14 protein-coding genes are annotated in these 18,612 nt (G+C 62.9%); 10 read left to right on the forward strand and 4 right to left on the reverse strand.

Features of this window, described 5'->3' with window-relative positions:
* Positions 1 to 73 precede the first annotated feature (73 nt).
* On the forward strand, positions 74 to 910 hold the full coding sequence (locus HB630_RS18930) for a thioesterase family protein (RefSeq protein ID WP_213773794.1): 837 nt from the start codon (positions 74 to 76) through the stop codon (positions 908 to 910).
* Between the two features lie 141 nt (positions 911 to 1,051).
* The gene (gene rocF / locus HB630_RS18935) at positions 1,052 to 2,023 is read left to right on the forward strand and encodes an arginase (RefSeq protein ID WP_213773795.1); all 972 of its coding nucleotides are present in this window, start codon (positions 1,052 to 1,054) and stop codon (positions 2,021 to 2,023) included.
* A 197-nt stretch (positions 2,024 to 2,220) separates the two neighbouring features.
* On the opposite strand, the gene HB630_RS18940 is transcribed toward rocF, so the two are convergent.
* Together HB630_RS18940 and HB630_RS18945 are read right to left on the reverse strand one after the other, a co-directional pair.
* Positions 2,221 to 3,837 carry a phosphoenolpyruvate carboxykinase gene (locus HB630_RS18940; RefSeq protein ID WP_213773796.1) on the reverse strand — a complete coding sequence of 539 codons (1,617 nt, stop codon included), beginning with the start codon at positions 3,835 to 3,837 and terminating at the stop codon, positions 2,221 to 2,223.
* A gap of 189 nt (positions 3,838 to 4,026) precedes the next feature.
* The gene (locus HB630_RS18945) at positions 4,027 to 4,767 is read right to left on the reverse strand and encodes a DUF2470 domain-containing protein (RefSeq protein ID WP_213773797.1); all 741 of its coding nucleotides are present in this window, start codon (positions 4,765 to 4,767) and stop codon (positions 4,027 to 4,029) included.
* 213 nt (positions 4,768 to 4,980) lie between these two features.
* On the opposite strand from HB630_RS18945, the gene HB630_RS18950 reads away from it, so the two are divergent.
* From HB630_RS18950 to HB630_RS18970, 5 genes are all read left to right on the forward strand, one after another.
* Complete coding sequence (locus tag HB630_RS18950; protein WP_213773798.1) at positions 4,981 to 5,682, forward strand: response regulator transcription factor; 702 nt, start codon at positions 4,981 to 4,983, stop codon at positions 5,680 to 5,682.
* Between the two features lie 129 nt (positions 5,683 to 5,811).
* Positions 5,812 to 7,629: a sensor histidine kinase gene (locus HB630_RS18955; protein ID WP_213773799.1), complete on the forward strand. Its 1,818-nt coding sequence runs from the start codon at positions 5,812 to 5,814 to the stop codon at positions 7,627 to 7,629.
* Positions 7,626 to 8,153: an HPr kinase/phosphatase C-terminal domain-containing protein gene (locus HB630_RS18960; RefSeq protein WP_213773800.1), complete on the forward strand. Its 528-nt coding sequence runs from the start codon at positions 7,626 to 7,628 to the stop codon at positions 8,151 to 8,153. The genes HB630_RS18955 and HB630_RS18960 overlap by 4 nt, the downstream gene beginning before the upstream one ends.
* 129 nt (positions 8,154 to 8,282) lie before the next feature.
* Positions 8,283 to 8,684: a PTS sugar transporter subunit IIA gene (locus tag HB630_RS18965; protein WP_024509305.1), complete on the forward strand. Its 402-nt coding sequence runs from the start codon at positions 8,283 to 8,285 to the stop codon at positions 8,682 to 8,684.
* Positions 8,681 to 9,010 (forward strand): HPr family phosphocarrier protein, encoded by a 330-nt coding sequence (locus HB630_RS18970; RefSeq protein WP_213773801.1) that lies wholly within the window; start codon positions 8,681 to 8,683, stop codon positions 9,008 to 9,010. Before HB630_RS18965 ends, HB630_RS18970 begins: the two co-directional genes overlap by 4 nt.
* 19 nt (positions 9,011 to 9,029) lie before the next feature.
* On the opposite strand, the gene HB630_RS18975 is transcribed toward HB630_RS18970, so the two are convergent.
* Complete coding sequence (locus HB630_RS18975; RefSeq protein ID WP_213773802.1) at positions 9,030 to 10,619, reverse strand: glycosyltransferase family 39 protein; 1,590 nt, start codon at positions 10,617 to 10,619, stop codon at positions 9,030 to 9,032.
* A gap of 113 nt (positions 10,620 to 10,732) precedes the next feature.
* Between HB630_RS18975 and lepA the strand changes: the two genes are divergently transcribed.
* The 3 genes from lepA to HB630_RS18990 all read left to right on the forward strand — a co-directional run bounded on the left by lepA (position 10,733) and on the right by HB630_RS18990 (position 15,984).
* Positions 10,733 to 12,544 (forward strand): translation elongation factor 4, encoded by a 1,812-nt coding sequence (lepA, locus tag HB630_RS18980; protein ID WP_213773803.1) that lies wholly within the window; start codon positions 10,733 to 10,735, stop codon positions 12,542 to 12,544.
* Between the two features lie 165 nt (positions 12,545 to 12,709).
* Complete coding sequence (locus tag HB630_RS18985; protein WP_213773804.1) at positions 12,710 to 14,677, forward strand: methyl-accepting chemotaxis protein; 1,968 nt, start codon at positions 12,710 to 12,712, stop codon at positions 14,675 to 14,677.
* A gap of 134 nt (positions 14,678 to 14,811) precedes the next feature.
* Positions 14,812 to 15,984 (forward strand): acyl-CoA dehydrogenase family protein, encoded by a 1,173-nt coding sequence (locus HB630_RS18990; RefSeq protein ID WP_213773805.1) that lies wholly within the window; start codon positions 14,812 to 14,814, stop codon positions 15,982 to 15,984.
* A gap of 57 nt (positions 15,985 to 16,041) precedes the next feature.
* Here HB630_RS18990 and HB630_RS18995 read toward each other — a convergent pair whose 3' ends face one another.
* Positions 16,042 to 18,234 (reverse strand): EAL domain-containing protein, encoded by a 2,193-nt coding sequence (locus HB630_RS18995; protein WP_213773806.1) that lies wholly within the window; start codon positions 18,232 to 18,234, stop codon positions 16,042 to 16,044.
* Positions 18,235 to 18,612 lie beyond the last annotated feature (378 nt).

Raw genomic sequence — 18,612 nt, forward strand, 5'->3', positions numbered from 1 at the left:
CAGAGATGCGAACCCGGAATCTCGAGATTCCGGGTCTGGTCCTTCGGACCATCCCGGAATGACGGAGAATCTCATGCTCACAAAAACACCGCATCTCTTCGATGAAGCCACGCAAATCACCGCCGGCGACAGCCATTGGCAGGGGCGGACCAGCGAGGATTACTGGGCGTTCGTCGGACCATTTGGCGGCATCACGGCCGCGACGATCCTGCGCGCGCTGATCGAACACCCGCAGCGCGCCGGCGATCCGCTATCGCTCACTGTCAATTTCTGCGCGCCGATCGCGCAAGGCGGGTTCGACCTCGACATCCGCCTGGTGAAAGCCAACCGCTCGACGCAGCATTGGTCGGTCGAGATGACGCAAGGGGGCGCCGATGTCGCCACGCTTGCCACCGCGGTCTTCGCCGAACGCCGTCCTTCATGGGCGCATCAGCCGGCCCAATTTCCGCAGGCCACTGCGTTCGAGCAGACACTGCCATTTGCCAAGGTCGCCGCCTCTTGGGTTAAGCAAGCCTCCTGGGTCAAGCAATATGATTTCCGCTTTGTCGAGGGTGAGCCGAAATTCGGCTCCGCCTCCCAGACCATGCCCGCCAGCGCCTTCTCCAAACTGTGGATCGGCGACCGCGTGCCTCGAAAGATCGACGCGCTGTCGCTGATGGCGATGTCGGATGCCTTCTTCGGCCGCGTATTTCATGCCAGGAACGAACTGGTGCCGTTCGGCACGGTGTCGCTGACGACCTACTTCCACACCGATATGGAAAGCCTGGCGGCCGAGGACATCACCCGCGTGCTCGCCATCGCCGACGCCAAGATCTTTTACCGGAGCTATGGCGATCAGCATGGCGAGTTGTGGTCGACCAGCGGCCGCCTGCTCGCAACCACGACCCAGATCGCTTATTTCAAGGCATAGAGTCATAGAGTAATGCCCCCGAAAAGCCGTAGGGTGGGAAAAGGCGCTTCCCGCGCCGTGCCCGCCATCTATCGGGATGCGTAACCTTGAACGGCGGGCACGCTTCGCTTTGCCCATCCCGCAATCCTGAGAGCGACGCGAATGTCTGAAGCCAGTCTGTCGAGAAACCCCAAAATAGCGCTGCTTGGCATCCCCGTCGAAATCGGCGCTTCGCAAGCCGGCACGCTGATGGGACCGGCCGCTCTACGCACGGCCGGCATCGCCCGCGTGCTGGAACAACTCGGACTCTCCGTCGACGACTATGGCGACATTTCCAGACCCGCGCCGGCCGCAACGGACGAACCGCCGCCCGCCAACGTCAGATATTATGCGGAGATCAAAGGCTGGGTCCGAACGGCGAGCGAACGCGCCTTCGAACTGGCCCGCACCGGCGCGATCCCGATCTTCATGGGCGGCGACCACAGCCTGTCGATGGGATCGGTGAACGGCGTCGCGCGCTATTGGCGCGAACAGGGCCGGCCGCTGTTCGTGCTGTGGCTGGACGCACATGCGGACTACAACACGCCGGAGACGACCATCACCGGCAACATGCATGGCATGTCCGCCGCATTCCTGTGCGGCGAGCCCGGGCTCAACGATCTGCTCGGCGAACAGCCGCGGGCCTCTATCGCTTCCGATCAACTGGACCTGTTCGGCGTCCGCTCAATCGATCCGCTCGAAAAGAATCTCGTTCGCGATCGCCATATCGCAATCGCCGACATGCGCGCCATCGACGAGTTCGGCGTCGGCGTTTTGATCCGGCGGGTAATCGAACGGGTCAGGGCGCGCAACGGCGTCCTGCATGTCTCTTTCGATGTCGATTTCCTCGATCCGGCTGTGGCGCCGGGCGTCGGCACGACGGTTCCGGGCGGCGCGACCTATCGCGAGGCGCATCTCGTCATGGAGCTGTTGCACGATTCAGGATTGGTGCGATCGGCCGATGTCGTGGAGCTCAACCCGTTCCTCGATGAGCGCGGCCGCACCGCGCGCGTCGCGGTCGAACTGATCGGCAGCCTGTTCGGCCTGCAGATCACCGACCGGCCGACGCCAAGCAACGCGGTATTGCCGGAATAATTCTCCCCTATGGGTTCCCGCGAACGCGGGAACCCATAACCAGCAACGCGTATTGTCGGCACCGGTGCGGCCCCAGCTTCGTGCAATACAATATATGGGTCCCGGCTCAAGGCCGGGACAACATGGAGCTTTAGGACATCGAGTTTGCAGATCGAGGATTCCGGGTTCGCGCTATCGCGCGCCCCGGAATGACGGCCTCACTCCGCCGCGAGTTTCACTTCCGGTGCGGCGGCGCGGACGTCGGCGTCGACATGGGCTTCGAACTTGGCAAAGTTCTTCTGGAACATGCCGACCAGCGCGCGGGCGGTTTTGTCGAACTCGGCCTTGTCGGCCCAGGTCTTTTCCGGATCGAGAATCTGCGGTTCGACGCCGGGCAGCGAGGTCGGCACCGCAAAGCCAAAATATGCGTCGGTGCGGAAATCGGCATTGCGCAGCGAGCCGTTCAGCGCGGCGGTCAACAGCGCCCGCGTCACCTTGATCGGCATACGGCGACCGGTGCCGTATTTGCCGCCAGTCCAGCCGGTGTTGACCAGCCAGCAATCGACATTGTGCCTGGCGATCAGGTCGCGCAGCAGATTGCCGTACACGGCGGGATCGCGTGGCAGGAACGGCGAACCGAAGCAGGTCGAGAATTCCGGCTGCGGCTCATTGCCGAGGCCGCGCTCGGTGCCGGCCACCTTCGCGGTATAGCCGGACAGGAAATGATACATCGCCTGCGCCGGCGTCAGCTTTGCGATCGGCGGCATCACGCCGAACGCGTCCGCCGCCAGCATCACCACATTCTTCGGATGACCGGCGCGGCCGGTCCGCGAAGCATTGGGAATGAAATCGAGCGGATAGGCGGAGCGGGTATTTTCGGTCTTCGAACCGTCGTCGAAATCCGGCGCGCGGGTATTCTCGTCGAGCACCACGTTCTCCAGCACCGCGCCGAAGCGTTTGCTGGCGGCAAAGATCTCCGGCTCGGCTTCCCTGGATAGTTTGATGCATTTGGCGTAGCAGCCGCCTTCGAAGTTGAAGATGCCGTCCGCGCTCCAGCCATGTTCGTCGTCGCCGATCAGCGTCCGCTTCGGGTCGGCCGAGAGCGTGGTCTTACCGGTGCCGGAGAGACCGAAGAAGATGGCGGCATCGCCGTCAGGGCCGACATTGGCCGAGCAATGCATCGGCATCACGCCCTTTTCGGGCAGATAATAGTTCAGCGTGGTGAACACCGATTTCTTCATCTCGCCGGCATATTGAGAGCCGCCGATCAGGACGATCTTGCGCGCGAAATCAATCGCGACCACGTTCTCCGACCGCACGCCGTGGCGCTTGGGATCGGCGCGGAAGCTCGGCAGATCGATCATGGTCAATTCCGGCACGAAGCTTGCGAGCTCCGATGCCTCGGGGCGGATCAGCAAGGTCCGAATGAACAGCGAGTGCCAGGCGAGCTCGGTGAAGACGCGGGTCTTGATCCGATGGCTCGGATCAGCGCCGCCATAGAGATCCTGCGCGAACAGCGTCATGCCTTCGGTATGCGTGAGGAAATCCTGATAGAGCGCCTCAAACTGCTCCGACGTGATCGGCTGGTTGCCGGCCCACCACATATTTTTGTCGGTGGTCGCGTCGCGAACGGTGAACTTGTCCTTGGGGCTGCGGCCGGTGAATACGCCCGTATCCGCGCATAGCGCGCCATCGGCGGAGAGTACCGCTTCGCCGTTGCGCAACGCGTGCTCATAGAGCTGCGGCGCACCGAAATTCCAGTAGACGCCCTTGAGTTTTCTGAAGCCGAATTTGTCTGCGCCAACGGCGCCGTTATGCACGCCCGTCTCTTGCACGGAACAATCCTCCTTGAACCCACCAATTTTCTATCTTCGGCGCGAACAAAGTTGGACGCGCCTGTCATCGCGGTAGCCGTCAATATAGCCTTGCGGCTTTGGTCCGGCGACCGAATAGTTGATGAACGCTTCAGCGGTCGGGCCGATCCCGCGATATCTGGTTTATTCCGGGGCGGTTGTGGTTTCTGCTCAATCGTTTGCTGCAGCGCGGGCTTGCTCGGCAAGTTGCTTCAGCATTTGCCGAAGTGCAGAGGGGGTGACAATCCGCCGCGGGAAGTCCAGCCGCACCGTCTTACCGTCCGCCGCCATGTCGATGCCGTCGGGGTCGAAGCCGGTGCAGCGCCAATCCGCCGGATCAGCCCCGAGCAGCCGGGTCGCATAAAGGTTCATTGCCTCGCGGTGATCGGCATTCATGTGGTCGATGGCCTCCTGTTCGGTCTCGATCAGCGAAGCGGCGTCGGAAATGTCGGTGAGGAACTGTTCCGGTTTAAGGTCCACGATCCGCCCGAAGCCGGCGACCAGATGCACGCCCGCGGGCCGAATCCTGAAAAAGGAAAAGTCCTTAAAGTCTGCAAAGGCTTCCGCGGACGGATGAGCGTTGAGATAGCGGCGGCGCAGGATCTCGATATCGCCCGAATTCGCCTCCTCCGCCTGGCCCGCCAGCATGATCCGCGCGCCCTCCAGCGGATCACCGGCGGTCCGCTCGTCCAGCATCAGCGACACCCTGCCGTCGGCCAGGATGTTCCTGGTATGCACCGCAAGCTGCGAAATCAGCAGGATCGGCGAACCGTCGGCATGGCTCGCGACATTGACCAGCGAGCAATAGGGATCGCCGCTGCCAGCCGTCAGGGTCGCCAAAGCCCCCTGCCGGCGGCGGCGCAACAGCGAATTGGCGAGATAAGCGGGGTTGAAATCAGTCGTCGGTTCCATCATTTATATCCGGGCATGTTATTGCAATGAGGGGGTTTTTTGGCTTAGACTAGTGGTTATATGGGTTGCAACGCTTCGCACGGTGCGGCGTTTTCGCGGAACTCGGTCACACTTCAGCCCAGCTTGCATTGCTCGTTGACCGCGTTCGAAGCCCATGCGGCGCATCGCTGGATTGCTCGCCGTTTCAGCCACCACTTAACTGAAAGCAGGCTCATGCCCACAATCGCCTTGGTCGACGACGACCGCAACATTCTCACATCCGTCTCGATCGCGCTCGAAGCCGAGGGCTACCGTATCATGACCTATACGGATGGCGCTTCCGCGTTGGACGGTTTCCGCACCAGCCAGCCCGATCTGGCGATCCTCGATATCAAGATGCCGCGCATGGACGGCATGGAAATGCTGCGGCGGCTGCGACAGAAGTCGGATCTGCCGGTCATTTTCCTTACCTCGAAGGACGAGGAAATCGACGAATTGTTCGGCCTGAAAATGGGCGCCGACGATTTTATCCGCAAGCCGTTCTCCCAGCGTCTTCTGGTCGAACGCGTCAAGGCGGTGCTGCGCCGCTCGTCACCGAAAGATCCAACCGCGGCGCCGAAGGAAAACGATACCAAGGCGCTGGATCGCGGGCTTTTGCGCATGGACCCCGAGCGTCACACCTGCACCTGGAAGAACGAGCCGGTGACATTGACGGTGACGGAATTTCTCATTCTCCAGGCGCTGGCGCAGCGTCCCGGCGTCGTGAAAAGCCGCAACGCCCTGATGGACGCGGCTTATGATGACCAGGTCTATGTCGACGATCGCACCATCGACAGCCACATCAAGCGGCTGCGCAAGAAGTTCAAGATGGCCGACGATGAGTTCGAGATGATCGAAACCCTGTACGGCGTGGGCTACCGCTTCAAGGAAACCTGACGCGAACCAAACGGCAATGCGTGCGTTCCGGCGCGTATTGCCGGCTGACGTCTGCATCCGTCTGGGGTAGGATGCCGGGCATACGACGCCCACCACAAGACGTTTCAAAACAACCGGCAGTTTTCGCTATTGCTCGATCGAACGCAGCCTGATTCGAATCAGCGTGCCGAGGGCGTCTCGACGGCCTTCGTCGTGGATTCCGACGCCGCGGAGAGCGTGCGTTTCACAGGATGGCAGGTGCCGCTTGGCTGGCTGTCCCGCGCCGGTCAGTTCCTGTTCGCGCTCAGCTTCTCCAGCCTCACCCGCCGCATCGTCTCGCTTAATCTCGCCGGCCTCATCGCGCTGGTCGCATGCATCCTCTACCTCTCGCAATTCCGCGCCGGTCTGATCGACGCGCGCGCGCAAAGCTTGCAGGTACAGGCTGAAATCATCGCAAGCTGGATCGCGGCCTCCGCCACAGTCGATAGCGGCGCCGTCACCATCGATCCGGACCGGCTGCTCGATCTCAAACCCGGCGAAAGCTATACCGCTCCCGACGAGTATTCGGATTTCCCGATCAATCCGGAACGCGTGGCGCCGCTGTTGCGCGAACTGATCCTGCCGACCGGAACCAGGGCGCGCATCTTTGACCGCGACGGCGGGCTGATCCTCGACAGCGCCTCTCTCCTCGGCCGCGGCCAGGTCGTCACCAATGAATTGGCACCGCCCTCCGCCACCAAGCCCGGCATTGCCGAACGCGCGATGATCGCGCTTCGCACCTGGCTCAACCGCGGCGACCTGCCGCTTTATCAGGAACTCGCCCCGGAGAATGGCAGGGGCTATCAGGAGGTCGTGAAGTCGCTGAACGGCCAGGGCGGCAGCATGGTGCGCATCAACGAGCGCGGCCAGGTCATCGTCTCCGTCGCCGTACCGGTGCAGCGTAAATCGAACCGCGAAGTGTATGGCGCGCTGATGCTGTCGACCAAGGGCGGCGATATCGACCAGATGGTCACCGCGGAGCGTTTCGCCATTCTGAAAGTCGGCGGCGTCGCTTCAGCGGTGATGATCCTGTTGTCGTTATTGCTCGCGAGCACCATCGCCGGACCGGTGCGCCGGCTCGCCGACAGCGCCGAACGGGTCCGCCGCCGCATCCGCACCCGCGTCGAGATCCCCGATTTCACCGGCCGGCGCGACGAGATCGGCCATCTCTCCGGCGCGCTCCGCGAGATGACGCACGCGCTCTATAACCGCATGGAGGCGATCGAGATGTTCGCCGCCGATGTCGCCCATGAATTGAAGAATCCGCTGACATCGTTGCGCTCCGCGGTCGAAACCCTGCCCCTGGCGCGCAATGAGAGCAGCCGCGCGCGGCTGCTGGCGGTCATCGAGCACGACGTCAGACGACTCGACCGGCTGATCTCGGATATTTCGGATGCCAGCCGGCTCGACGCCGAATTGCAACGGCAGGACATCACGCTGGTCGATCTGCGCCGCCTGCTGACGACGCTGACGACGGTCGCCAACGAAACCAAGCTCGGTCATGATGTCGGCGTCGAGATCCGTTTCGAAGGACGGAATCTCGGCGATACGTTCTCGGTGCCCGGCCACGATTCGCGACTCGGGCAGGTGATCTCCAACCTGCTGGTCAACGCCCAGTCGTTTTCCGATGCTGGCGGCAAGGTCCGCATCGCCTGCCGGCGCGTCAAGTCCGAGATCGAGATCGTGGTCGACGATGACGGGCCGGGCATTCGCGAGGATGCGCTGGAGCGCATTTTCGAGCGCTTCTACACCGACCGGCCGCATCAGGGCTTTGGACAGAATTCCGGGCTCGGGCTGTCGATCTCGAAACAGATCATCGAAGCCCATGGCGGGCGCATCTGGGCGGAAAATCGCGCCGGGCCCGCGAGCCCCGACGGCGAGCCGACGGTGGCGGGCGCGCGCTTCGTGGTCCGGCTGCCGGCACCATGACGGGAGCAGCCAGCGCGAGCGTCCACGCCTCCGCGGTGCTGGTGGGAAATCGTGCCGTGCTGATCCGTGGCCCGTCCGGGGCCGGCAAGTCGCGGCTGGCGTTCGAACTCATCCTCGCCGGGCGCGCGGGGCAGGTTCCTCCCGCTGTCCTGGTCGGTGACGACCGCGTTCACCTCGAGGCCAGAGGGAACCAGCTCCTAGTCCGGCCGGCGCGGCCGCTGGCAGGCCTGATCGAAATTTATGGCCTTGGCATCCGCCGCTGCGACTTCGTCGAGGAGGCCGTTGTCGGCTTGGTCGTGGACCTCGCAGCCGAAGATGCCGAACGGCTGCCTCCTCCGGAGGCGCTCCATCTCCACATCAATGGTGTAATAATACCACGAATTCCCGTAAGCCGGGCACTAAGCCCGCTTCCACTGGTTGTCGCGGCGCTAACGACAACCAGTGATACCCACTCTGGAACATTTTCGGGTGATTGTGTGAAGGAAATTGGTAACCATATGAGGCCCAGTATCGCGCCCGAATAGACCGGCGCAGGTTCCCCTTCCCTGTCAGATTTCGGGAGAATCGCGTGGGTCCCCTCTTGCGCAGGGGCTCTGGATGGTCAAAGTGGCGCGTTCGTGCGGTGCATCAAAAGCACCCGCGAGGAGTTTCCAATGATTGGTCTAGTGCTTGTGACCCATGGGCGCCTTGCCGACGAGTTCAAGGCGGCGCTCGAACATGTCATGGGTCCGCAAAAACAAATCGAAGCTGTCACGATCGGAGCGGAAGATGACTCCGATTTGTGTCGAAGTGACATTATCGAAGCGGTCAATCGCGTCGACAGTGGCGACGGGGTTGCCATCCTGACCGACATGTTCGGTGGAACCCCTTCCAACCTCGCGATCTCCTGCATGAGCCGTCCCAAAGTGGAAGTGCTGGCCGGGATCAATCTGCCGATGCTGGTCAAGCTCGCCAAGGTTCGCGAAGAACGGTCGCTTCCCGACGCCATCGCGATGGCTCAGGAAGCCGGCCGCAAATACGTCACCATCGCCAGCCGCGTTCTTGCCGGAAAATGACCGACGAAGACACGCCATCCGAAACCGGCGCGGGTCCAAGGATCCCGCCGGAGGCGCTGTCCCGGGAAATGCCCATCATCAACAAACGCGGTCTTCACGCCCGCGCTTCCGCAAAATTCGTGCAGATGGTCGAGCGCTTCAATGCCGAAATCTGGGTGACTCGCGGCAGCGAGACCGTCGGCGGCACTTCTATCATGGGCCTGATGATGCTTGCCGCCGGGCCGGGCACGTCAATTGTCGTCTCGGCGGCAGGCCCCGAAGCCGAAGCGGCGCTGGCCGCGATCACCGAACTCGTCGCCGACAAATTCCACGAAGAAGGCACCTGACCGGGCTTCGCGTCGACGGTTATCGCGCCGGCGGCACGATATAGACCTTCCAGCTCGTCGACGGTCCGGCATGGCCCTCGAAGAAGCGCCGGGTGTTGATGACGAGATGCTCACCCTGGGCGGCATTCGCCGCCATCCACGCTTCGCACTCCTTCAACCGGTAGTCCGACGTATCGCAGATGCCGATAAAGCCGAGCCGCCTGGCTTCATCGAGCGATGTCAGCCCCGACGCCCAGGATTCACCGGGCGTGTAGGGCGCCGGGTGGTCCGGGCTGTAGAACGTCATCGGCTCGCCGATTTCCGTGGTGCCGGCAACCACCGGCCAACGCGAGCCGAAGCGCTGATGCCAGGTTTCCGTCAGTTCGCGCGCCAGTTCTGAGCGCGCGCTGTAGGTGGACGCGCTGTCGGGATTGGTCGCCATTTCCCGCTTTGCGATGGAGGGCGATGCGGCAAGCACGGCGATCGTGATCACGAACCATATGCCGACAAGATAAACCGGCACGATTTTCGGAAGCCGCAACGCTGGAATCGCCACCAACGCCAGCGGCACCAGGAAGAACAGCGGGATTCCCCAATCGGTCTTCAGATAGACATTGAAGGCGAGCGCGCCGAGCGGCGGCCCGATCGCGACCACGGCCTGGATGATCCAGATATTGAGCGCCTGCGATGTATTCACGCCCAGGTTCGCGCCGGACGACCAGACGCGAGCCAGGGGCCGACGCCACGTCAGCGCAAGGGCCGCCAGCAGAACCGGCACCGCCAGCAGCGCAAGGTTATGGCCGATATAGCCGAGGACAAGCTGAACACACAGCGCCCGGCTTGTGATGGCATAGACATCGCCGGCATAGGTCAGCGGAGCGAACTCGACCTGCTTCAGCCACCACAGATGCGGCAGCATCGCAACCACCAGCGTGGCGATCGCAACCCAGGGCGCCGGCGAGCGCAGGAACAAGCGGCGATCGGGATGAAGCAGCGCGGCGATCCCGATCGCGCCGAACATGGTCAGGACCCAGTATTTCGTCATCAGCGCCAGCGCGCCGGCGAGGCCCAGCCAAAGGCCGGCGCGCACGGTCCGCTTCTCGAACGCGTCCAGATAGGCCAGCACCACCAGCGGCAGCGTCACGAGCTGCAACAGGTCCGGATTGTACTTGAAGCCCTTGAAGTTGAAGATCGGATAGATCGCGAGCATCACCACCGTGAAGAAGGCGCGGCGGCGGTCCACCACGCGCAAGGCGATCAGCCAGCAGATCACAAGCCCGCAGCCGACGGTGGCCATCGCCAGCGCATAGCTGGCCCAGTCCGTCACCGGAAACAGCCTGAACCAGACGCCCGCGACCCATCCCGATAGCGGCGGATGCTTGCCATAACCAAGCAGGAACTTCTGTCCCCAGGCAAAGGCCTCGGCGACGTCGGTGTGGACATCCTGTGCCGCCTTGAGCTGGACCAGGATCAAGGTCCAGAGCAGCGCGTGGATCAGGGCGAAGCAGATCACCAGCCAGAGACTGGCCCTGGGATTGGACGCCGATGCCGCAAGCGACGCCGCGAGGCGCCGGATGCCGGGCTTTCGGCGCGCACGGGACGCCGCAGGTAAAAGTGACGTGGTGGACATGGCCCTGCGTAGCGCGTTTTCATGCAAAGTGGAATCAGCTTGGCGTGAAGATAGACGGCCAAGGCCCGCCATTCCGGTTGCCGCCGCGGGGCCGCCAGTGCTATCCCGCGCCCATGACAACGGCCCCCATCGCCAACATCCGCAACTTCTCCATCGTCGCCCATATCGATCATGGCAAATCGACGCTGGCCGATCGCCTGATCCAGATGACCGGCGGGCTTTCGGATCGCGAAATGGCGGGCAAGGAGCAGGTGCTCGATTCCATGGATATCGAGCGCGAACGCGGCATCACCATCAAGGCGCAGACCGTCCGGCTGCATTATCACGCCAAGGACGGCAAGGACTACATCTTCAACCTGATGGACACGCCCGGCCATGTCGACTTCGCCTACGAAGTCTCGCGCTCGCTGGCAGCCTGCGAAGGTTCTCTTTTGGTCGTCGATGCGAGCCAGGGCGTCGAGGCGCAGACGCTCGCCAATGTCTATCAGGCGCTCGACAACAACCATGAGATCGTGCCCGTCCTCAACAAGGTCGACTTGCCCGCGGCCGAACCCGAGAAGGTCAAGCAGCAGATCGAGGACGTGATCGGCATCGACGCTTCCGACGCGGTCATGATCTCGGCCAAGACCGGCCTCGGCGTTCCCGACGTGCTGGAGGCCATCGTCACCCGCCTGCCGCCGCCAAAAGGCGACCGCGACGCAACGCTGAAGGCGCTGCTGGTCGATAGCTGGTACGACGTCTATCTCGGCGTCGTCGTTCTGATCCGCGTCGTCGACGGCGTGATGAAGAAGGGTAGCCGCATCCGCATGATGGGCACCAACGCGGCCTACGATGTCGAGCGCGTCGGCTTCTTCACGCCGAAGATGACACAAGTCGACGAGCTCGGTCCCGGCGAGATCGGCTTCATCACGGCGGCGATCAAGGAAGTGGCAGATACCCGGGTCGGCGACACCATCACCGACGACCGCAAGCCGGTCACCGAAATGCTGCCCGGATTCAAGGCCGCGATTCCCGTGGTGTTTTGCGGCCTGTTCCCGGTCGATGCCGACGATTTCGAGACCCTGCGCGCGGCGATGGGCAAACTGCGCCTCAACGACGCCAGCTTCTCCTTCGAGATGGAAACCTCGGCCGCGCTCGGGTTCGGCTTCCGCTGCGGCTTCCTCGGGCTGTTGCACCTGGAGATCATCCAGGAACGATTGTCGCGCGAGTTCGATCTCAACCTGATCGCGACCGCGCCGAGCGTGATCTACAAGATGCGCCTGACCGACGGCAGCGAGATCGAGATCCACAATCCCATCGACATGCCCGACGTGGTCAAGATCGCCGAGATCCAGGAGCCTTGGATCGAGGCCACGATCCTGACGCCCGACGAATATCTCGGCAGTGTGCTGAAGCTGTGCCAGGACCGCCGCGGCTCGCAGAAAGAGCTGACTTACGTCGGTTCGCGCGCGATGGTGAAGTACGACCTGCCGCTGAACGAAGTGGTGTTCGATTTTTACGACCGGCTGAAATCGGTCTCCAAGGGCTACGCTTCCTTCGACTATCACCTCACCGACTACAAACCGGCCGATCTCGTCAAGATGCAGATCCTCGTCAACAACGAGCCGGTCGATGCGCTGTCGATGCTGGTGCATCGGACCCGGGCCGAGGGCCGCGGCCGCGCCATGGTCGAGAAGATGAAGGAATTGATCCCGCCGCACATGTTCCAGATTCCGATCCAGGCAGCGATCGGCGGCAAGGTGATCGCGCGCGAAACCGTGCGCGCGCTGCGCAAGGACGTCACCGCCAAGTGCTATGGCGGCGACATCACGCGCAAACGAAAGCTTCTGGAGAAGCAGAAGGAAGGCAAGAAGAAGATGCGGCAGTTCGGCAAGGTCGACATCCCGCAGGAAGCCTTCATCGCCGCGCTCAAGGTCGATAGCTAAGATATTGCCTTCGGCGATATTTATCGCCAATCCTTGCCGTCTGCGTCACTGCACCGCATCCATATACCTATATATTACCGGTGCGCGAGTCAGCATGACTCTTAAATCTTAAGGAGTTTCTGGGAATTTCCGATGGTTCCTGCCTTGCGGAGGTTCGGTATTCCCATGTTCAAGCTTCAATCAATCGGATCGCGCCTGATCCTGGCGATTTCACTAACGGTTGCCGCAGCCTGCGCCATCCTCGGGACTTTTTCGGTCATGCAGCAGCGGGCCCTGATGCAGCTTGCGCTGGATCAGCAGTTGAAGCTGCAATATGACAGCATTATCGCCGCGGTCGATTATGAGGGACGCTCCGCGCTCGCCGTCAGCGCCGTGATCGCCGCGCTGCCTCCGGTCGGCGATGCCGTGGCAGCCGGCGACCGCGACAAGCTCGGAGAGCTGCTGCACGATCCGCTCATGGCCTTGAAGGCGCAGGGCATGCCGATGATCAGTTTTCACACCCCACCGGCCACCAACTTCTTCCGGGTCCATACGCCCAAGATTTTCGGCGAGGACATCTCGGCGCGGCGCGCCACCGTGGTCGAGTCGAACGCGACCGGAAAGCCGATCGTCGGCGTCGAGCCGGGACGCGAATCGCTGAGCATTTTTGCCATGACTCCGATCATGCGCGGGGGAAAAAGCATTGCCGTCGCCGATATCGGCGCCGCTTTTGGCAAGGAATTTGTCGACGGCGTCAAACAGCGCCTCGGCGTCGACCTCGCCATGCACTGGTTCGACGGCAGCACCTTCAAGACACTCGCGTCCAGCTTTGGCGACACCGCAATCGCCACGCAGGACGAACTCAAGGGCGCCCTCGATGGCGTAACACTACAGCGGGATGCCACCCTCAACGGTCACGCCGCTGCGCTTTATCTGGGACAAATCAGGAATTACGCCGGGAAGCCGGTCGCGGTGCTCGAAGTCGTCAAGGACACCACCGCCTATGAGGCGGCCGCCGCCAGTTCACAACGCCATCTCATTCTCGGTACCGTCGCGATCCTCGCGGTCGCGGTTTTACTGGCGTTCCTGCTTGGCCGCGGGCTATCGCGGCCGCTGACGGCGATCACCGCCGTCATGAACCGCCTTTCCAGCGGCGAGACCGACGTGACCATTCCCGGCAGCGACCGTAAGGATGAACTTGGCAGCATGGCCGCCGCCGTCGATGTGTTCCGCCGCAACATGATCGAAGCGGCCACGCTGCGACAGGAACAGGAGGCCGCCAAGCAGCAGGCGGATCTGGAAAAGAAGGCGCTGCAGCGCCAGATGGCCGACCGGTTCGAGGCCGACGTCAGAAGCGTGGTCGGCGCGGTCGCACAGGCGACCAAGGATATGCAGCGCGTCGCCGGCGAGATCACCACAAGCGTCAACGGCACGTCGCAACGCGCAGCCGCGGCAGCCAGCGCGTCAGAGGAAGCCTCGGCCAGCGTTAGCACGGTCGCCGCAGCGACCGAGGAATTGGCGTCTTCCGTCGCCGAGATCGGCCGGCAGGTCACCCATTCCAGCAGCGTCGCCGACGGGGCGGTGGTCAAGGCCGGCCAGACCACGGAAATGGTCGGGAGCCTGACGGCGGCCGGCGAAAAGATCGGCGACGTGCTCCGGCTGATCAGTGCGATCGCAAGCCAGACCAATCTGCTCGCCCTCAACGCCACCATCGAGGCCGCCCGCGCCGGCGAAGCCGGCAGGGGATTCGCCGTCGTCGCCGCCGAGGTAAAGGAGCTTGCCAGCCAGACCGCCAAGGCGACCGACGAGATCGCAAGTCAGGTCAGCTCGATCCAGTCCGCCACCGGCAATTGTGTCACCGCGATCGGCGACATCAGCAACACGATCCGCGAGATCAGCGGCATCGCCACCACCATCGCAGCCGCCGTCGAGGAGCAGGATTCGGCGACACGGGAGATTGCGCGAAGCGTTCAACAAGCTGCGGCCGGCACCGGCGAAGTCTCGCAAAATGTCGCGGGCGCAAGCCAAGCGGCAGGCCAGTCGCGCACGCTGGCCGACAGCGCGCTCACAGCCTCCGGTGAATTGAGCCGGCACGCGGACACCTTGCTGCAAAGCGTCGATAAGTTCCTGGCCGGCCTGCGCGACGCCGCTTAGCCCAGGTATATTTTTAGCCGACGTATATTCGCCACCCCCTCCCGCTGCGCATCTTGATCGGCGGCAGCGGATGGACCACCATGCGGCCTCACCAATCAAAATGCCCTAAAAAAGGGCAAAGGGCGAGGAACCCCATGGACAAGGCACCCGGCTTCGGACTCGTCGAACGCGCGCGGGCATTGGCGCCGCTGATACTGAGCGAGGCCGACGAAATCGAGCGAACGCGGCGTCTGACGCCACCAGTGGTATCCGCCCTGATCGAGAACGGTCTGTACAAGGCGCTGCTGCCGCAGAGCGCGGGCGGCGCGGAGGCGCCGCTCGAAATCTTCATGCAGATGCTCGAGGAAGTGGCGAAGGCCGATGCTTCCACCGCCTGGTGCCTCGGCCAATGCAGCGTCTGCGCCATGACGGCGGCCTATCTCGATCAAGAAACGGCGCGCGAGATCTTCGCCGCCCCGGACGGCATTCTGGCCTGGGGCGCGATTGCGGGCGAAGTCCATGCCGTGCCCGGCGGATATCGCGCCAACGGACGCTGGGATTTTGCCAGCGGCTCGCGCCAAGCAAAATGGCTCGGCGCGCATGTCCAGGTCGTCGAGGCCGACGGCAGCAGGCGGCGCAAGCCCGACGGCGCGCCGGAAATACGCACGATCCTGTTTCCGATATCCAGCGCCACAATGTATGACGTCTGGGACGTGATCGGTCTCAAGGGCACCGGCACCGATAGTTACTCGGTGGACAACCTGTTCGTCCCGGAACGTTTCGCAGCGCTTCGCGACGAGCCTGCTGCGGTGCGCGAAAACGGGCCGCTGTACCAACTCCCCACCCATATCGTTTTCGCGATGGGATTTGCGTCGGTCTCGCTCGGCGTCGCACGCGCCACGCTGGATGCCGCGATCGAATTGGCGCGCGGCAAGGCGTCGGTCGGCATCAAGGCGATGCGGGAGAACAACGCCGTGCAGGGCTTGATCGGCCGCATCGAGGGCGATCTGCGCGCGGCCCACGCCTATCTGTTTGCAACCGCAGCGCAGGTGTGGGGCGACCTGACGCGCACAGGGACCTACACTGAAAAAGATCGCGTCATGCTTCGCCTTGCATCCACCTGGACGATCCATCAATCGGCCGCCGTCGTCGACGCCGCCTATCACATGGCGGGCGCCACGGCCGTGTTCCACGCCAACAAGTTCGAGCGCCGTTTCCGCGACATGCATGCCATCGCGCAGCAGATCCAGGCCCGCGATACGCAATACGAGGATGTCGGCCGCGCGATCCTGGCGGCCGATTCCAATGCCGGAGCGGGCATTACCTGAAGCCCACAAGATGAAGCGCTGTAGGGTGGGCAAAGCGTCTCGCGCCGTGCCCTGCGATCAAGCCACCAATGCGGCTTTTGCGACGGCATCCCCTGGAGCCGCCGAATCCACCCCGCTCTGGGCTTTCAATAGCCCGACGATCTCGGCGTTCGGCCGCGCGCGGCTGAACAGAAAACCCTGTCCCTCCTGGCAGCCTTCGGCGCGCAGGCAGCTCAATTCGCTTTCGGTCTCGACGCCTTCGGCGGTGATGGTGACGCCAAGGCCCGCGCCGAGGCTGATGATCGCACGCACGATCGCCTGCGCTTCGGGGTTGGTCCCGAGATCGCGCACAAAGGACTGGTCGACCTTGATCTTGTCGAAAGGAAAACTCCGGAGATAGCTCAGGCTCGAATAGCCGGTACCGAAATCGTCCATCGAGATCCGCACGCCGAGCGCGCGCAGCGCGTGCAGCGTCGCCAGCACCTGGCTGCTCTTTTCCAACAGCAGCGTTTCGGTGATCTCCAGCTCCAGTCGCCGGGCCGGCAAACCGGTCTGCTTCAGCGTTTCCATCACCAGGGACAGCAGATTGCCGGAACGGAATTGCAGCGGCGACAGATTGACCGCGACGCGGACATCGTCGGGCCAGAGCGCCGCGTCCGCGCAGGCCCGGTGCAGCATCTGGCCGCCGAGCGCATTGATGAGGCCGGTCTCCTCGGCGACGGGGATGAATTCGGCCGGCGAAATCATGCCGCGTTCGGGGTGCGGCCAACGCACCAGCGCCTCGAAGCCGGTGATCCGTCCGGTCGCCAGATCGACCAGCGGCTGATAATACGGCCGCAGCATGTCGCCCTGAACGGCCTCGCGCAGGTCGATCTCGATCTTGCGGCGGCTCTGGGCGCGCGCATCCATTTCGGCTTCGAAAAAGCTGAACGTGCCGCGCGAATCATTCTTGGCGCGGGACAACGCCATCGCCGCATGTTTCAGCAGTTTTTCGGACTCATCGCCGTCGCCCGGCGCCATGGCGATGCCGACGCTGGCACCGATCACGACGGAATGGCCGTCCAGCACATAGGACTCGCCGACCGCCTCCAACAGGCGCCGCGCCAGCAGCACGGCATCCTCCGGCCGCGTCAGTCCGCCCTGCACGATCGCGAACTCGTCCGAATTGAGACGGGCGACCATGTCCTCCTCGCGCAGCGTCGAGCGCAGGCGTTTGGCGACCCCGCGCAGGAGATTATCGCCGATGCCGTGGCCAAGCGTGTCGTTGACCGCCTTGAAATTGTCGAGCCCGAGTATCAGCAGGGCGGCCTTTTCGGCGTTGCGCCGCGTATGGAGCAATATATCATCGATATGCTGGCGCAGCACGTTGCGGTTCGGCAGGCCGGTCAAGGCGTCATGCTGCGCCATGAAGGCGAGCCGGGCCTCGGCGCGCTTGCGCTCGGTAATATCCATCAGCGCCAGCAGCACCGCAGGCTGATCGGCGTAGATGAGCTGACGCGAATAGATCGCAAGGTCGATCAGCGTTCCGTCTGCCCTGACATGCTTCCAGGTGCGGGCGGTGAATTCGTCGTTCGAGTGATCGCCGGCCCAGGGCGGCTCGGATTCGAAAGCCTGGATACTGCGGATGGTGAGCTTTTCGAATTCCTCGCGGCTGTAGCCATAATGCTCGATGGCGGCGTCATTGACGCCAAGGATCCGCTCGTCGTCCAGCGCGCAGACGATCATCGGCACCGGATTGCTGTCGAACAGCAGGCGGAACGAGGCCTCGCGCTGCTTCAACTCCGTGATATCGACGCGCAGGCCGATGATGCCGCCGTCTCCCGTCAGCCGCTCCTCGATCAGGATGCAGCGGCCGTCGGAAAGCGTCTGTTCGTGACGCTCGCCGGGCTGATAAAGCTTCGTGAGCCGTTCGGCGATCCACTCTTCTTCGCGGCCGGCCGCTTCTGGATAATCGCCGCGCTCGACGCCGACGCGGATGGTATCCTGCAGGCGCGCGCCATGTTCGAACAGGTCCGAGCTGCGGTTGTAGATCTCGGCATATTTCTTGTTCCAGAGAATGTAGCGTCCTTCGGCATCAAGAAACACGATACCCTGGGGCAGGATGTCGATCGCCTCGCGCAGGCGCTCGTGAGACTTGCGCGCCTCCGCAATCGCGGCCTCGGCTTCCATCCGCGTCAGTGCGATGTCGTTTGCCACAGCGGCAATGCGCGGGCCGCCATTGCCGGGAAGCTTCGGACGCGGCTTCGCCGGCCTGCCGGCACGGCGGGCCATCGTCGCACGCTTTATTTTCTTAACAGTCTTCGGCCGAATTCTCGGCATCGTTACGCCCCGGTCCCATTCTGCGGGCGCGAGTTCTCCGATAAGTATCTGAAAAAAGGGTATCTTTTTGCGGCGAGGATGGTGCGATGGCCGACTGTCGGCTGCCTGCTTAACAGGCGAAATCGGCGATATCTGCACAGCGAAAACCGTCCGGTATACAGCGGGCGATCTGATCGTGGATGAGCGAAACAAAACCAGCCACGTACCATCATAAAATATCCGACAAGGCGCCAATTGCACAATCGATGCGCGTCTGTCTTCGGAACGCCCGAAATTTCGTCAGCGCGAGTTATGGTTATCGAAACGTTAAAAACGTCCTGCAACGGCGAA

This window comes from Bradyrhizobium sp. dw_78, from assembly GCF_018449525.1.
Taxonomy (GTDB): Bacteria; Pseudomonadota; Alphaproteobacteria; order Rhizobiales; family Xanthobacteraceae; genus Bradyrhizobium.

What these genes read in the sequence shown, in the direction of transcription:
- lepA (WP_213773803.1), top strand. Translation starts at nt 10,733, where the DNA reads ATGACAACGGCCCCCATCGCCAACATCCGCAACTTCTCCATCGTCGCC.
- HB630_RS18950 (WP_213773798.1), top strand. Translation starts at nt 4,981, where the DNA reads ATGCCCACAATCGCCTTGGTCGACGACGACCGCAACATTCTCACATCC.
- HB630_RS18990 (WP_213773805.1), top strand. Translation starts at nt 14,812, where the DNA reads ATGGACAAGGCACCCGGCTTCGGACTCGTCGAACGCGCGCGGGCATTG.
- HB630_RS18970 (WP_213773801.1), top strand. Translation starts at nt 8,681, where the DNA reads ATGACCGACGAAGACACGCCATCCGAAACCGGCGCGGGTCCAAGGATC.
- HB630_RS18995 (WP_213773806.1), bottom strand. Translation starts at nt 18,234, where the DNA reads ATGGCCCGCCGTGCCGGCAGGCCGGCGAAGCCGCGTCCGAAGCTTCCC.
- HB630_RS18965 (WP_024509305.1), top strand. Translation starts at nt 8,283, where the DNA reads ATGATTGGTCTAGTGCTTGTGACCCATGGGCGCCTTGCCGACGAGTTC.
- rocF (WP_213773795.1), top strand. Translation starts at nt 1,052, where the DNA reads ATGTCTGAAGCCAGTCTGTCGAGAAACCCCAAAATAGCGCTGCTTGGC.
- HB630_RS18930 (WP_213773794.1), top strand. Translation starts at nt 74, where the DNA reads ATGCTCACAAAAACACCGCATCTCTTCGATGAAGCCACGCAAATCACC.
- HB630_RS18960 (WP_213773800.1), top strand. Translation starts at nt 7,626, where the DNA reads ATGACGGGAGCAGCCAGCGCGAGCGTCCACGCCTCCGCGGTGCTGGTG.
- HB630_RS18985 (WP_213773804.1), top strand. Translation starts at nt 12,710, where the DNA reads ATGTTCAAGCTTCAATCAATCGGATCGCGCCTGATCCTGGCGATTTCA.
- HB630_RS18945 (WP_213773797.1), bottom strand. Translation starts at nt 4,767, where the DNA reads ATGGAACCGACGACTGATTTCAACCCCGCTTATCTCGCCAATTCGCTG.
- HB630_RS18975 (WP_213773802.1), bottom strand. Translation starts at nt 10,619, where the DNA reads ATGTCCACCACGTCACTTTTACCTGCGGCGTCCCGTGCGCGCCGAAAG.